7 protein-coding genes are annotated in these 14689 nt (G+C 67.9%); 1 reads left to right on the top strand and 6 read right to left on the bottom strand.

From position 1 onward, the window contains the following. Positions 1-232: 232 nt before the first annotated feature. Together V8J55_RS16430 and V8J55_RS16425 are read right to left on the bottom strand one after the other, a co-directional pair. The gene (locus V8J55_RS16430; protein ID WP_336446666.1) at positions 233-1627 is read right to left on the bottom strand and encodes an HlyD family type I secretion periplasmic adaptor subunit; all 1395 of its coding nucleotides are present in this window, start codon (positions 1625-1627) and stop codon (positions 233-235) included. Then, positions 1624-3738: a type I secretion system permease/ATPase gene (locus V8J55_RS16425; protein ID WP_336446665.1), complete on the bottom strand. Its 2115-nt coding sequence runs from the start codon at positions 3736-3738 to the stop codon at positions 1624-1626. Before V8J55_RS16425 ends, V8J55_RS16430 begins: the two co-directional genes overlap by 4 nt. Positions 3739-4023: 285 nt before the next feature. Here V8J55_RS16425 and V8J55_RS16420 point away from each other — a divergent pair, with 285 nt between their 5' ends. Then, the gene (locus V8J55_RS16420) at positions 4024-8835 is read left to right on the top strand and encodes a beta strand repeat-containing protein (RefSeq protein ID WP_336446664.1); all 4812 of its coding nucleotides are present in this window, start codon (positions 4024-4026) and stop codon (positions 8833-8835) included. A gap of 8 nt (positions 8836-8843) precedes the next feature. Here V8J55_RS16420 and V8J55_RS16415 read toward each other — a convergent pair whose 3' ends face one another. From V8J55_RS16415 to V8J55_RS16400, 4 genes are all read right to left on the bottom strand, one after another. Beyond that, the gene (locus tag V8J55_RS16415; protein WP_336446663.1) at positions 8844-10937 is read right to left on the bottom strand and encodes a M10 family metallopeptidase C-terminal domain-containing protein; all 2094 of its coding nucleotides are present in this window, start codon (positions 10935-10937) and stop codon (positions 8844-8846) included. A gap of 313 nt (positions 10938-11250) precedes the next feature. Continuing rightward, positions 11251-11424 carry a hypothetical protein gene (locus tag V8J55_RS16410; RefSeq protein ID WP_336446662.1) on the bottom strand — a complete coding sequence of 58 codons (174 nt, stop codon included), beginning with the start codon at positions 11422-11424 and terminating at the stop codon, positions 11251-11253. Then, positions 11421-12560: a PepSY-associated TM helix domain-containing protein gene (locus V8J55_RS16405; RefSeq protein ID WP_336446661.1), complete on the bottom strand. Its 1140-nt coding sequence runs from the start codon at positions 12558-12560 to the stop codon at positions 11421-11423. The genes V8J55_RS16410 and V8J55_RS16405 overlap by 4 nt, the downstream gene beginning before the upstream one ends. Before the next feature lie 4 nt (positions 12561-12564). After that, complete coding sequence (locus V8J55_RS16400) at positions 12565-14667, bottom strand: TonB-dependent siderophore receptor (protein ID WP_336446660.1); 2103 nt, start codon at positions 14665-14667, stop codon at positions 12565-12567. Positions 14668-14689 lie beyond the last annotated feature (22 nt).

Raw genomic sequence — 14689 nt, 5'->3', positions numbered from 1 at the left:
CCTGTTGCCGGATAGACTTGTCAGTCCAATTTGGCAATAGTGCCTTACCAATTATCGGAATGACGGGAATTATGCGCAGATTTCGCGCATATATGCGGCCGTCATCGCGCATGCGGGGTATTTGGTCAGGCCAATATCGGCCCCCGTGGAACAGGCCGGCCCGCATTAACGTGCGGGCTCCATGATGCCGTGCGTCATCGGCGTTGCCCTCTCTTCAGAGGGGGAGAAGGCGTTAGCGTTCCCGCGCCGCCGTCGTGCGGATCTCGTCGATCGGGCTCAACAGATAGGAGGCGAGCGAGCGGCGGCCGGTACGGATGTCGGCGGTGACCGCCATGCCGGGGGTGAGGGGGATCGCCCTACCATCGCGCCCGATCGTTGCGCGGTCCAGCGTCACCCGCGCGGTATAGATCAGCCCGCGCTTCTCGTCCTGCACCGCGTCCGAGCTGATCTGCTCGAGCCTGCCCGGCACCGCGCCGTAGCGCGTGAAGGAAAAGGCCTCGACCTTGAGCGCGACCGGCTGGCCGGCGCGGACGAAGCCGACATCCTTGTTGGCGATCGCCACTTCGGCGACCAGCTTCCCGCGCGCGGGCACGATCACCATGATCGGCTTTGCCGCCTCGACGACGCCGCCGACGGTGTGGACGGCGAGCTGGGTGACCGTGCCGTCGACCGGGCTGACGAGGCGCTGGAGGCTGCTGCGTTTCGTCGCCTTGGTCAGCTCTTCCTGGCGCAGCCGCGCGTCGCTCTCGGCCTTGGCGAGATCGGCGAGGATGCGCGCGCGCGCCTCGGCGGTGGACTGGCTCGAATTGCCGCCGGCCACCGCGATCTGCGCCTCCGCCTTGCGTGCGGTGGCGAGCGCGGCATCGCGGTCGCGCGCGGCGACGAGGCGCTGGCGGCGCATCTCGATCACGCGCAGCTTCGAGACATAGCCTTTCTCGAGCAGCGTCTCGTTGGCGGCGATCTGTTCGTCGAGCAGGGGCAGGGTCTCGCTGAGCTTGGCGGCCTGGATTTCCGCTTCGGCGCGGGCGGCGCGCGCGGATTCGGTGTCGGCGGCACGCGTCTGGCTACCCGCCCGGATCTCGGCGAGCTGGGCGCGGGCGAGCGCGATCTGGGTGGCGGCGACGTCGGCCGTGGTGCCGGCGGGTGGGGTGAAGCGCAGACCCTGGCCGTCGAGTGCGGACAATATGGCGCGCAGCCGCGCGGCGTCGAGCATGGCGGTCTCGAGCGCTTTGCTGGCTTGCGCCGTGTCGGCATCCGAGACGGTGGGATCGAGCTCGACCAGCGGCTGGCCGGCGCGGACGCGCTGGCCGTCGCGGACCAATATGGCGTGAACGATCCCTGCCGCGCCGGGCTGGATCAGCTTGACGTCGTCGGCGGGGACCAGCTTGCCCGTTGCCGAGGCGACGACGTCGACGCGGCCAAGGACGAGCCAGAGCAACGCGACGGCGAACAGGCCGAGCAATAGCCAGGAAGTGACCCGCGCGGTCGGCGACACGGGGCGCTCGACCACTTCGAGCGCGGCGGGAAGGAAGTCGGTCTCCTCGGTGCGCAATATCCCGCGCGACCGCGCGCGCTCATTGTCGAGCGCGTCGCGAACGGCGGTCCAGTGGCGCGTGATCGCGTTCATGCCGCGGCCCCCGCCTGAACGCCGATCTGGCGGTGATGGAGCGCGGCATAGCGGCCGCCGAGACGGAGCAGTTCGTCATGCGTGCCGCTTTCGACGATCCGCCCCTTGTCGAGCGTCAGGATGCGGTCGCACTGGCGGATCGCCGAGAGGCGGTGCGCGATGATCAGCACGGTGCGGCCGGCAGCGATCGCCTTGAGGTTGCGCTGGACGATCTCCTCGCTCTCGGCATCGAGCGCCGAGGTCGCCTCGTCGAGGATCAGGATGCGCGGATTGGTGATCAGCGCGCGGGCGATGGCGAGGCGCTGGCGCTGGCCGCCCGAGAAATTGACGCCGCGCTCCTCGACGATCGTGTCATAGCCGCGCGGCAGTTCCAGAATGAAGTCGTGCGCGCCGGCGAGGCGGGCGGCGGTCATCACCCGCTCGATCGGCGTGACGGGATCGGCGAGCGCGATATTTTCGCGGATCGAGCGGTTGAACAGGATATTCTCCTGCAACACCACGCCGATCTGGCGGCGCAGCCAGGCGGGATCGATCTGGGCGATGTCGACGCCGTCGATCAGCACGCGGCCGCTGGCCGGCAGATAGAGGCGCTGGAGCAATTTGGTGAGCGTCGACTTGCCCGAGCCCGAGGCGCCGGCGATGCCGAGCGTGGCGCCGGCGGGCAGGTCGAGGTCGATGTCGTCGAGCGTCCACGGGCCTTCGGCGGCATAGCGGAAGCGGACGGCCTCAAAGCGGACATGGCCGGTGAGCGCAGGCAAAGTTGTGCGCGATCCGGCGCCGGGCTCGGGGCCGCTATTGAGGATGTCGCCGATCCGCTGGACCGAGAGGCGGACCTGCTGGAAGTCCTGCCACAGCTGCGCCATGCGGATCACCGGGCCGGAGACGCGCTGGGCGAACATGTTGAACGCGACCAGCCCGCCGATGGTCAGCGCGCCGGCGATCACCTGCTGCGCGCCGAAGAACAGGATCGCGGCGAGGCTGAGTTTCGAGATGAGCTGGACCGCCTGGCTTCCCGAATTGCCGAGGTTGATCACGCGCTGGTTGGCGGCGCTGTACGCGGCGAGCTGGCGTTCCCAGCGGTCCTGCCATTGCGGCTCGACCGCCGCGGCTTTGAGCGTCTGCATGCCTGAGACGCTCTCGACGAGCAGCGCGTTGTTGGCGGCGCCGCGCGCGAACTTCTCGTCGAGCCGACGGCGCAAGGGGCCGGTGACGACGAGCGAGACGATCACATAAGCGGGGAGGGTGAGCGCGACGATGGCGAAGAGGAGCGGTGAATAGAGGTACATCGCGACGAGGAAGACGATCGTGAACAGCGGATCGACGAGTACGGTGAGCGAGGCGCTGGTCATAAATTCGCGCACCGTCTCCAGCTCGCGGACGCGGGTCACCGTGTCGCCGACGCGGCGATTCTCGAAATAGGCGAGCGGCAGGCGGAGGAGGTGGCGGAAGAGGCGGCTGCCCAGTTCGACATCCAGTTTCTGGCTCGTTTCCGAATAGAGCCGGGTACGCAGCCAGCCGAAAGCGACTTCCCAGAGCGAGACGGCCACCAGCCCAATGGCGAGCACCTGCAGCGTTGCCAGGCTGTTGTGTGCCAGCACCTTGTCGACGACATTCTGGAAAAAGAGCGGCGCGGCGAGGCCGAGCAGGTTGAGCGCGAGGGTGATCAGCAGCACCTCGCCGATCAGCTTTCGATATTTGACGATCTGGGGAACGAACCAGGTCATGTCGAAGGCGGGCGCGGCAACCTGTGCGGCGTCACGGGTGGCGACGAGGAGCAGCGCGCCCGACCATCGGGCCTCAAGCGTGGCGCGGTCCCAGCGCTCGATTTCGGCACCCGGGCGCTGGATCGCCACGGCATCCTCGCCGACGCGACCGATGACGAACCAGCCCTCAGCGCCGCTCGCCATCACCGGCATGGGTAGGCGTCTCAACCGTTCGAAATCGGCAGTCGTGGCGCGGGCGCGGACACCCTCGATGCGCTTTGCCAGGCGCAGCAGATCGGACGCCGTGACGGGGTCGGAATGTCCGAGGCTGTGGCGCAGCTCTACCGGGTCCGCGACAATGCGGTGCATTGCGAGGATCTGGGCGAAGGCGGCGAGCCCGCTGTCCACGGGCGGCTCCGACGTCCCGAGGGACAGGTCCTGCTGCACGGTGGGTCTCCGATCGGATTCTTGAGGCGTTGAAAATTTGCGGGGTGCGGCAACGTGAATCGTCCGGCACGAACCTTGGTAGCGGCCAAAGTCAGGCGAGCGAAGGCGCCGCGGCTCCGGTCGTCGGAGCAAAGGGGCGGCTCGGCTTTCGCAGGTGCAGCATATGGTTGACCCGGGTGCCGTCGCGGGCTGTCTGTCGCGATCAAGTGGGGGGTATGTTTTCAGGCTTATGACGGGAGCCCTGCCATGCCCACCCTCTACATCTCACCGACCGGCAGCGGGTCGGGCGACGGATCGAGCGCCGCAAACGCCGCGACGCTGGACGACCTGCCGCAGCTGATCGCGGCGGCGGGGCCGGGCGGGCAAGTGCTGCTGCTCGCCGACCAAGGCGCCTATACCGCGCCGACCGGGGCGCTGGCGATCGTCGCGGGCGGGACGGCGAGCGCACCCGTGACGATCCGCGGCGTCGATAGCGCGGGCAATGCGATGGCGGCGACGATCGCCGGCACCCGGACTGAGCCGTTCGATCCGGCCAGCCCTTCGGGTGAGGAAGTCTTCCGGCTGCTCGGCGGCGCGAACAATTTGCGCTTCAGCGATCTTGCCTTCGAGAATGTCGGCACGGCCTTTCGCGTCGGCGCGGATGTGCGCAACCTCACGATCGATCATGTCGACGCCGCGAACGTTTCGCGCTTCTTCGACAATATGGTGTCGGGGGCCAACGCTAGCGCGACGATCACCGGCCTGACGATCCGTGACGTCGCCGTCGATGGTTATTCCAAGGGCGCGATCCGCGTCCAGTATGACAGCAATAACATACTGATCGAGGATGTGCGCGGCGACAGCCAGTTTCAGGACGGCGACAATTTCGCGATCGGTGTCCACATCACCGGCACCGCGCACGACGTGACGATCGATCGCGTCGCCATGCGCAACGCGCTCGACACGGTGAACGACTATCGCAACGGCGACGGCTTCGCGACCGAGCGCGGCACCTATAACATCACGCTGCGCGACGTGATCGCCACGGGCAACAGCGATGGCGGGCTTGACCTCAAGAGCGATAATATCGTGGTCGACGGCGCGATCGTGTCGGGCAATGGCCGCAACATCCGGCTGTGGGGCACGGGCGCGCAGCTGAGCAATATCGTCAGCCTCGATGCGGGTGCGCCGCTGGCGGGTGGCAATCGCGAGCATATCTGGCTGGCCGAGGGCGCGAGCGCGACGATCGACGGGGCGTTCTTCACCGACCCCGGCTCGCCGACCTTGTTCAACCTCGCCGAGCGGAATGGCGCGCTGACGGTGCGCGATTATGGCCTTGCCACCGGCGCGGGCACGGTGACCTGGAAGAAGGGCACGGGATCGGTGCTGACCCTGGACGGGCAGCGCGTGGTGGTTGCGGCGGGGACCGCGGGCGACGACCTGATCGGCGGCACGGCGGGCGCCGATGCGTTGGCTGGCGGTGCGGGCAATGACATGATTGTAGGCAATGGCGGCGACGATGTGCTGACCGGCGGTTCGGGCGCGGACATATTGGTCGGCGGCGTCGGGCGCGATCTGCTCAGTTACGCAGGCAGCGGCGCCGCGGTGCGGGCCGACCTGACACGGCTTACCGCCAGCGGCGGTGATGCCGAAGGCGATCTGTTCGACGGGTTCGAGGATGTCGAGGGCTCGGCCTTTGCCGATGTGCTGGCGGGCGACGCAGGCGCGAACCGGTTGTTCGGCGGTGCGGGCGACGACGCGCTTTCGGGCGGTGCCGGCGATGACATGCTGGATGGCGGTGCGGGCGCGGACGTGCTCGATGGCGGGGCCGGGATCGATCGGGTCGATTATGGCAGCAGCGGCGCGGGCGTGGTGGTCGATCTCGCCGATGGCGCGGCGAGCGGCGGCGAAGCGGCGGGCGACCGGCTGATCGGGATCGAGGGAATCGAAGGCTCGGCCTTTGCTGACACGCTCTCCGGCACCGCGGGCGCGGACTGGATCGGCGGCGGCGCGGGCGACGACCGGATCGACGGCCGCGGCGGCGACGATCTGCTCGTCGGCGGCGCAGGTGCCGACACGCTGATCGGCGCCGCCGGGTTCGACAGCGCGGATTATTCGGGCAGCGGCGGTGCGGTCACGATCGACTTGGTCGCCGGCACCGGGATTGGCGGCGATGCCCAGGGCGACCGACTCCAGGGGATCGAGCGGCTGATCGGCTCGGGCTTCGCCGATGTGCTGACCGGCGACGGCTTCGCCAACGTGCTGATCGGCGGCGCCGGCGCGGACCGGCTGACCGGCGGCGCCGGGATCGACACTGCCGATTATTCAGCAAGCGCCGCGGCGGTGAATGCGGTGCTGGGCGGCACCGGGATTGGCGGCGATGCCCAGGGCGATGCGCTCGCGGGGATCGAAAATCTGGTCGGCTCGGGCTTTGGCGATGTGCTGACCGGCGATGGCGCGGTCAATGCGCTGTCGGGCGGCGCCGGGGACGACCGGCTGGCCGGCAAGGGCGGGGCGGACCGGCTCGACGGCGGTGCGGGTATCGATATTGCCGACTTTTCGACCAGCGCGAGCATGGTGACGGCGGACCTTGCGGCGGGCACCGCTTCGGGCGGAGTGAGCCTCGTCGCGATCGAGGGCCTGATCGGCACGGCGTTCGACGATGTACTGAGCGGCGATGCGGGCGACAACCGGCTGGTCGGGGGCAAGGGCGCGGACCTGATCAACGGGCGCGACGGCCTCGATACCGCCGACTATTCGGGCTCGGCGGCGGCGGTGCAGGTCGATCTTGCCCTGTCGGTGCAGGGCGGCACCGGCGATGCGGCGGGCGACCGGCTGATGAGCATCGAGGCGCTGGTCGGCTCGGCGTTCGACGATGTGCTGGCCGGGGTGGGGGCTGACGAGACGTTGTACGGCGGCGCGGGCGCGGACCGGCTCGAAGGGCGCGGCGGTGATGATCTGCTCCAGGGCGGCGCGGGCGCCGATGTGCTGATCGGCGGGGACGGCATCGATACGGTCGACTATAGCGCTAATGCGGGTGCCGTCTCGATCAACCTCCAGACCGGTGCGAGCAGCGGCGGCGATGCCGAGGGCGACCGGTTCGACGGCGTCGAGCGTTTTATCGGTACGGGCTTCGCTGATACGCTGATCGGGGATGGCGACGATCAGATCCTCGTCGGCGGTGCGGGCGGCGACCGGATCGACGGTGCGGGCGGGTTCGACACCATGGTCTATTCGGGCAGCGCCGTGGGCGTGAAGGTCAACCTCGCCACCGGCGCCGTATCGGGCGGCGATGCGCAGGGCGACAGTATTGCCGGGATCGAGGGCGTAGTGGGCAGCGCCTTTGCCGACACGCTGACGGGCGACGCGAACGTTAACCGGATCGAGGGCGGCGCGGGCAACGACACGCTCGACGGCGGCGCGGGCGCGGATGTGATGATCGGCGGCGCGGACGACGATAGCTATGTGGTCGACGACGCCGGCGATCAGGTGACCGAGGCGGTCGGCGGCGGGCTCGATATCGTGCGCACGGGCCTGTCGTCGCTGACGCTCGCCGATGGGGTCGAAGACCTTAGCTACACCGGCACCGGCGGCTTTGCCGGCACCGGCAATGCGCTCGACAACAGCCTCTATGGCAAGGCGCTGAACGACGCGCTCTACGGGCTCGACGGCGACGACAAGCTGGTGGGCGGCGCGGGCGCCGATCTGCTCGACGGCGGGGCGGGCCGCGACCAGGTCGATTACACCAAGTCCGCCGCGATCACCGTGAACCTCGTCACCAACGTCAATCGCGGCGGTGAGGCCGAGGGCGACCGGCTGGTCGGCATCGAGACGGTAATCGGCTCCAACTATGCCGACAGCATCACTGGCGGCGACGATCCGCTGCTCGGTGACATCCTCTATGGGCGGGGCGGCGACGATCTCCTGTTCGGTGGGGCCGGTGACGACCAGCTCGACGGCGGCGGCGGCAACGACCTGCTGCGCGGCGGCACCGGCAACGACCTCTATGTTGTCTTTGAAGCCGGCGATCAGGTGATCGAGGCGGCGGGCGAGGGGCGCGATCGCATCCGCACTGCCGCGACCAGCTACACGCTCGGCGCCAATGTCGAGGAGCTCGTCTATACCGGGACGATCGGCGCGACGATGACCGGCAATGCGCTCGACAATTTCGTCGTCGGCAGCGGCGGCGAGGATCGGCTGAGCGGCGGCGACGGCGCGGACGTGCTGCGCGGCGGCGCGGGCGGCGATATACTCGACGGTGGCGCGGGATCGGACACCGTGGAATATGCCGGTTCGCTCGGCGGCGTGCTGGTCAACCTGCGCGCCCAGACCGCGACCGGCGGCGATGCCATGGGCGACCGGCTGGTCAGCATCGAGAATGCGCAGGGCTCGGCCTTTGCCGATGTGCTGCTCGGCAGCGTCGGCGCCAATGTGCTCACCGGCGGCGAAGGCGACGATGCGCTCTCCGGCGACGACGGCAACGATACGCTGCGCGGAGGCATGGGCGCCGACCGGCTCGATGGCGGCAAGAACGAGGATATGCTCTCCGGCGAGGACGGCGACGACACGTTGTACGGCGGGTCGCAGACCGACCGGCTATATGGCGGCGCGGGCAACGATCTTCTGGTCGGCGATGCCGAATGGGTCTCGTCGCTGGCCGCCAGGGACACTCTCGATGGCGGCGACGGCGACGACATACTGATCGGCGACGGAATGAACATGACGGCGAGCGGGGTCGGCGGCGCGGACACGCTGATCGGCGGGCTCGGCAACGACATACTCTACGGCGACGCGGTGAACATGGCGGCCGGCGCGCGCGGCGGCGCGGACAAGTTGACCGGTGGCGGCGGGGGTGACCGCTTCGTCTTCGCCCGAGGGGCGGGCGCCGACGAGATCACCGACTTCACCCGCGGCGGCGCCGAGGCCGACCGGATCGACCTCAGCGCCTTCGACATCGCCTATGAGGCGCTGCGCTTCACCACGAGCAGCGCGGGGGTGACGATCCAGCTGGGCGGCACCGATACGATCTTCGTGCGCGGCGTCACCGCGCTCGATCAGGCGGACTTTGTCTTCGGCTGAACCTCGCGTCAGCCGAAGACAAAGTCATTGGGCGACAACGCCTGCGCGCCGCGGACGAAGATGCTGTCCGTGCCCATGGTGATGCGGGTTCCGTCGGCGCTCGATGTGAAACCGAGCTGCTCGTACGCGATGTCGAAGGCGCTGAGATCGATATGGTCCGCGCCCGCGGCGAAGTCGCTGATCTCGTCGGCACCCGAGCCCGGCGCGAAAACGAACCAGTCAGCGCCCGCGCCGCCCGCAAGCAGGTCGTTGCCGCCGCCGCCGATCAGGTGATCGGGGCCGTCGCCGCCATAAAGCTTGTCGGCGCCGCCGGCCACCGTCGCCGCCGACTCGCGGCCGTCGCCATAAAGCCAGTCATTGCCGTCCCCGCCCTCCAGCGTGTCGGCGCCGCCCCTCGCGCTGTCCATCATCACATCCCCGTCGCCGATCAGGATGTCGTCGCCCGCGCCGCCGGTCAGCCGGTCGCTGCCCCCCTTGCCGCTGCCATAGACATTGGTCGCATCGCCGATCAGCAGGTCGGCATCGTCGCCGCCGTCGAGCCGGTCGTTGGCGCCCTGGCTGCTCAGCCATTCCTGGTCGCCGACCAGCCGGTCCGCGCCCGTGCCGCCGAAGAGCGTGTCCGACTGCCAGCCACCGAGCAGCATGTCGGCACCCGACTGGCCCCGGAGCAGATCCTCGCCATTGCCACCCACGAGCATATCGTCGCCCGAATTGCCCGCGATGTCGTCGCTGGCGCCGAGCCCGCCCAGCGTGTCGCTGCCCGCGCCGCCGATCAGCGCGTTGGCGAGCGCGTTGCCATTGCCGATAAAATCGGCGGCGCCGCGGCGGATCAGTGCCTCGATATTGCCGGCGAGCGTGTAGCTGTCCAGCGTCGTCTCGACCCGGTCGAACCCGGCGTCCGCGGCCTCGGTGATCCGGTCGCCGATGTCGTCGACAAGGAAGATGTCGTCGCCCGCGGTGCCCAGCAACGCATCCGCCGTGGCGGTGGCGGGCAGGGGAAGCAGCGCGATATAGCCGGTCGCGCCGGGCGACGCCTCGCCCTGATCGACGGTCAGCGTTTCGCGGATCGTGTCGATGCCGACGAGACCGGGGAGCGAATCGCGCGTGGCGAGCGTCGAGAGCTCGGACCGGGTGATCGCGACGCCGCGCAAGGTGAGCTGCCCGTGCGAGGAGATCACCTTGGTGCGCGATCCGGCATCGTCGAAGCGCCCGCCGATCACAGTGACGTCGGCGTCGTCGTCGAGCCAGAGCTGGTTCTGCTCGGAGATGCCGCCGCGCAGCACCGGGTTCAGGCCAACCGAGTCGATCAGCGTCGCCTCGCCCCAGAGCCGGTAGTTGCGGCCATTCTCCTCGCTGAGTGCGCGGACGATCAAGGTGCCGCTCGACTTGAGGTCATAGCCGCCGTCGCTGTTGCCGCGCGCGACGGTGTCGATGAAGCGTATGTCATAGACGCCGCGCTCGCTCGCGAAGCCGTCGCCGTTGAAATAGGCGCCGGCGGTGCTCTGGATATTCTCCATCACCACCTGGCTGAGCGTGACATTGTGGACGGTGCCGTCGAGATGGACGCCCGCGGGCAGGTCGTCGCCCGTCTGCCCGGCCATGTCCGCCGTGACATTGTCGATCACCACATTGTTGGTGTCGTACTGGAGGCGGATCGCGACCCTGGAGAAGCCCTGTATGTCGACGTCGCGGATCGTCAGCCCGGTGATCGTCGCGGTGCCCGAAGGCGCACTGGAATAATCCTCGAAGAAGCGGCGGACATTGTTCGCGTCGACATCCTCGATATGGAGATTGGCGAGATCGGCGGTGACGCGGAAGGCCGTGCCGACATTGTCGATCTGCAAGTCGCGGAATATGAGATTGTCGGCGCCCGTTCCGAGTTTGAACAGTTCGTTGCCCGAGGGATCGCCCGCCTGCCAGTCGGCCGGGCGCGAGCCGGTGAAATGCGCGGCCATGGCATTGCCGCCCGAATCGATGCCGCGCACCACCACCGACTGGCCCTCCGTCCCGCCACGGGTGATGCCGAGGATGCCGGTGACGTTATAGTCGCCCTGGTCGGCCAGCAGCAGCACCTCGCCCCCCGGTCCCGCCCTTCCGATCATGGTATTGAGCGAACCGATAGACGCTGCGTTGTTGATATCGCTGCCACTTTTGTCCCCGGAACCGGCAGGCGAGATGTACAGGCTTGGCATGGCGAACGACCCCTTGCTGTTACGGCGAGGTTAACCTCGTCCAAGCCGCCATGCTGCACTGCACTATGGTTAAGCCAGCATTAAGCTGATCATCGGAGTGGTTATCGCGATGGACCGCCTGCCCGGGGTGCAACCTGCCCGGCGCTTAACATATTGGCATGAGGGCTTTTGCACACCGAGCGGCCGGTTCGAGGACGGCATGATCATACCCCAAGGGGCGGACCTATTTGCGCGCGAAAAGTCGTAACAGGCAATAACCTGGGACCGCCGCCAGGGCGATGACGGCCAAAATGTCAGGGAGGCCGACCGCCAGCAGGCCGGTCACGAGCGAAGCGATCGTGACAATCCCCATCACCAGCGGCCAGCCATAGGTTCGGCGGACGGTCTGCCGGGTCATCTTGCTTCTCCGCCTTCGACGACTTCGTGGACGCGCCGTTGCAGCGACTGGCCGCGATGCCCGACCCAGAGATAGATGCCGCTGCCGAGGATGATGATCGCGATGACGTCGAGCAGCGCCCAGACGATCTTGAGCGGCAGGCCCGCATAGTCGCCGAAGTGCAGCGGCTGCGACAGATACATGGCGCTGAGGCTGAGCGGCCAGGTCGGGACGCCGGTCAGCTTCGACGTCGCGGCGTCGACGAGCACGGGTTGATAGTTGCGCTGGTCGAGCTGCGATTGGCCGATCATAAACACGCCATAATGATGCTCGCCGCTATAGCCCGTCCCGGGATAGCTGACGAAGGCGGGCTTGAGCTCCGGCCGCGCCGCTTTCGCCTCGGCGACCGCCTTTTCGATCAGGCCGAATTGCGCGGGCGCGGGGCGGCCCGCCCATTCGCGGGTCAGCTCGGCAAGCTGGTCCTTCTGCCACTGGTCATAGAGCGGCTCGTCGAGCGTGTTGATGACGCCGGTGAGCCCAACGACCAGCAGCCAGGCGGTGGCCGCGATGCCCAGCAGATTGTGGATGTCGAGCCATTTCAGCCGTTTGCTGCGCTCCTTGCGTATCGTCCCGAACTCGAGCTTGCGCATGAAGGGGCGGTAGAGCACGACGCCCGATATGGTGGCGATGGCGAAAAGCAGGCCCATCACGCCGAGGAAGAGCTTGCCGGGAAGCCCCGCGAACATGTCGGTGTGCAGCCGCAGGATGAAGAACATGACGCCTTCGTTGAACTGCGGCGCGGGAACGGCCGTACCGGTGTAGGCATCGAACAGCGCGGTCTTCATCTCTGCCGGCGGGGTGTCGGCGGTGGGGCCGAGGTTGACGTAGACGATAGGCTCGTCGGGATACCAGCCGAGGAACAGCGGCCGGTTGCCGGGATATTGCGCCTTGGCATCCTCGATCAGCCGGTCGAGATTTGCCGGCTGTGCGCCGGGCGGCGGCGCGGACAATTCGGGCTCGGCGCCCGCGAGATGCGCGATCTCCTCGCCAAAGATCAGCGGCAGCCCGGTGATGCAGAGAAGCAGCAGGAAGACCGTGCAGACAAGGCTGGTCCATTTATGGACCAGATACCAGGCCTGCACGGTCTTGCGTTTCATCGCGTCAGAACCGGTAGCCGAGCGAGGCGACGACATAGCGGCGATTGCCGCTGAAGCAGTCGCCGAAGGTGCGGCAGGCGGTGAAATAGCTCTTGTCGAACAGATTCGAGGCGTTGACCGCGGCGGTCCAGCGGTTCCAGTCGACCGACACCAGCGCATCGACGAGCGTGTAGGATGGCGTCGTGATCGCGCTCGTCGGGCCGGTCGAGCGGGTGTTGCCGATATGGCGCACGCCCGCGCCGACGCGCAGCAGCGCATCGGAACCGAGCGGCAGCGATTTCACCGCCCAGAGCGACGCCTGGTCGCGCGGCACGTCGTTGACGCGCGCCCCCTCTTCATAGGTGTAGAGGCTTTCGGACACGCGGGCATTGTTGTGGCTGTACGCGGCGGTCAGCTGGAAATTGCCGGGCAGGTCGAACGCGCCCTCGACTTCGAACCCTTTCGAGGTCACTTCGCCGGTCTGGAAGACGTTGATCGGATCGGCGGGATCGTTGGTCGGGCGGTTCTGCTCGACGATGTCATAATAGGCCGCGGTGACGAGAATGCCGCGCTGCGGCTGCCACTTGACGCCGCCTTCATACTGCCGTCCGCGCGTCGGAACATAGGGTTCGCCGGTGCGCGGATTGATCCCCGAAACCGGCTGGAACGCCTCCGAATAGCTGAGGTAGGGCGACAGGCCATGGCCGATCTCGCCGATCAGGCCGACCTTGAAGGTCCACGCCGTATCGACGACCGCCGGTGCGCCTTCGGTCTTGGATCGTGCGCGGTCATGGCGCACACCCGCGACCAGCGTGACGCGGTCGGCATAGCGGATCTGGTCCTGGACATAGACGCCGAGCTGCGTGTTGCGCTGGTCGGGCAGCGCGGCATAGGGCAGCACGTCCGCCGCGACGCCGCTGTTGTTCGGGTTATAGGCGTCGACCGGCGTGATGCCCGGCGTGAACGCGCTGCCGCCCGAAGCGCTGAGCGTTTGCTCGAAATAATTGGTGTAGTCGAGGCCGACGAGGAGCTGGTGGCTGAACGGTCCGGTGTCGAAGGTCAGGCGCGCGTTCGTGTCGCTCGTAAAGATCTTGCCGTGCGGCTTGGTCTGATAGGCGTAGCGATGCAGCGTCCGGCCCGTTTCGGCGGTGCCGTCGATGAACGGATTGGCCGGGTTCGAATAGACGTCGGGATAAAGCTCGCGGAAGGTCGCCTTGGCGTCGGTGTAACGCGCGCGCGCGCTGAGGCTGAGCAGGTCGGAAACCCGCTGGTCGACGATGAGCGTCGCCGACAGCGTGCGCTGGCGGAGCGTGTCGTAATTCTCGTCGCCAAGGAAGGTGCGGTTGCTGAGCCGCCGTGCGTCATTGGGCGCGCCGATCGCCGACACGACGGGAAGAAACTGCTGGCTCGATGCCGAGCGGTCGCGCTGGTAGAGGCCGATCAGCGTCACCTCGGTGTCGGGACCCGGCCGCCAGTTCAGCGACGGCTGGACGAGCACGCGATTGTCGTCGAGCCGCCGCGTCTGCTGGCCCGCGTCGCGCACGACCGCGACGATGCGGCCGGCCAGCGTATCGCCGCCAAGCGGGCCGGTCAGGTCGACCATCGCCTGCTTGCGGTCCCACGATCCATATTCGATCCGGGCGCTGCCGCCCGCTTCGAATTCGGGACGCTTGCTGACGCTGTTGATGATGCCGCCGTTGGATGCCTGCCCATAGAGGACCGAGGACGGTCCGCGCAGCACTTCGACGCGCGAGAGCGTGTCGACCGCGGCGCGCGCGAAGGGCGCGAAGGTATAGAGGCTGCGCATCCCGTCGAGGAACTGGACGGGCGCGAGTCCGCGCACGACGCTCGCGTCGCCGCGCGTGTCGAGGCCATAGGCCTCGCCGGTGACGCCGGCCGAATAGCGGAGCGTTTCCTGCAGATTGAGCGCGCCGCGGTCGCGGAACAGCTCTTCGGTGACGACGCTGATCGCCTGCGGGGTTTCGACGAGCGGCGTGTCGCTCTTGGTCGCGGTGACGGCTCGGTCGGCGGTGACGGTGATCTCCGCGCTGGTTTGGCTTTCCTGCGCCTGCGCTGCGCCCGTCCAGGCCACCGTTACCAGCAAAGCATTGATCATTTTATATTTCATCGCGAACCTCCACTATGGGAGG

This window comes from Sphingopyxis sp. CCNWLW2, assembly GCF_037095755.1.
Taxonomy (GTDB): domain Bacteria; phylum Pseudomonadota; class Alphaproteobacteria; order Sphingomonadales; family Sphingomonadaceae; genus Sphingopyxis.
Note: the sequence above shows the minus strand (reverse complement) of the source record. Positions and strands in the feature narration are given on the sequence as shown.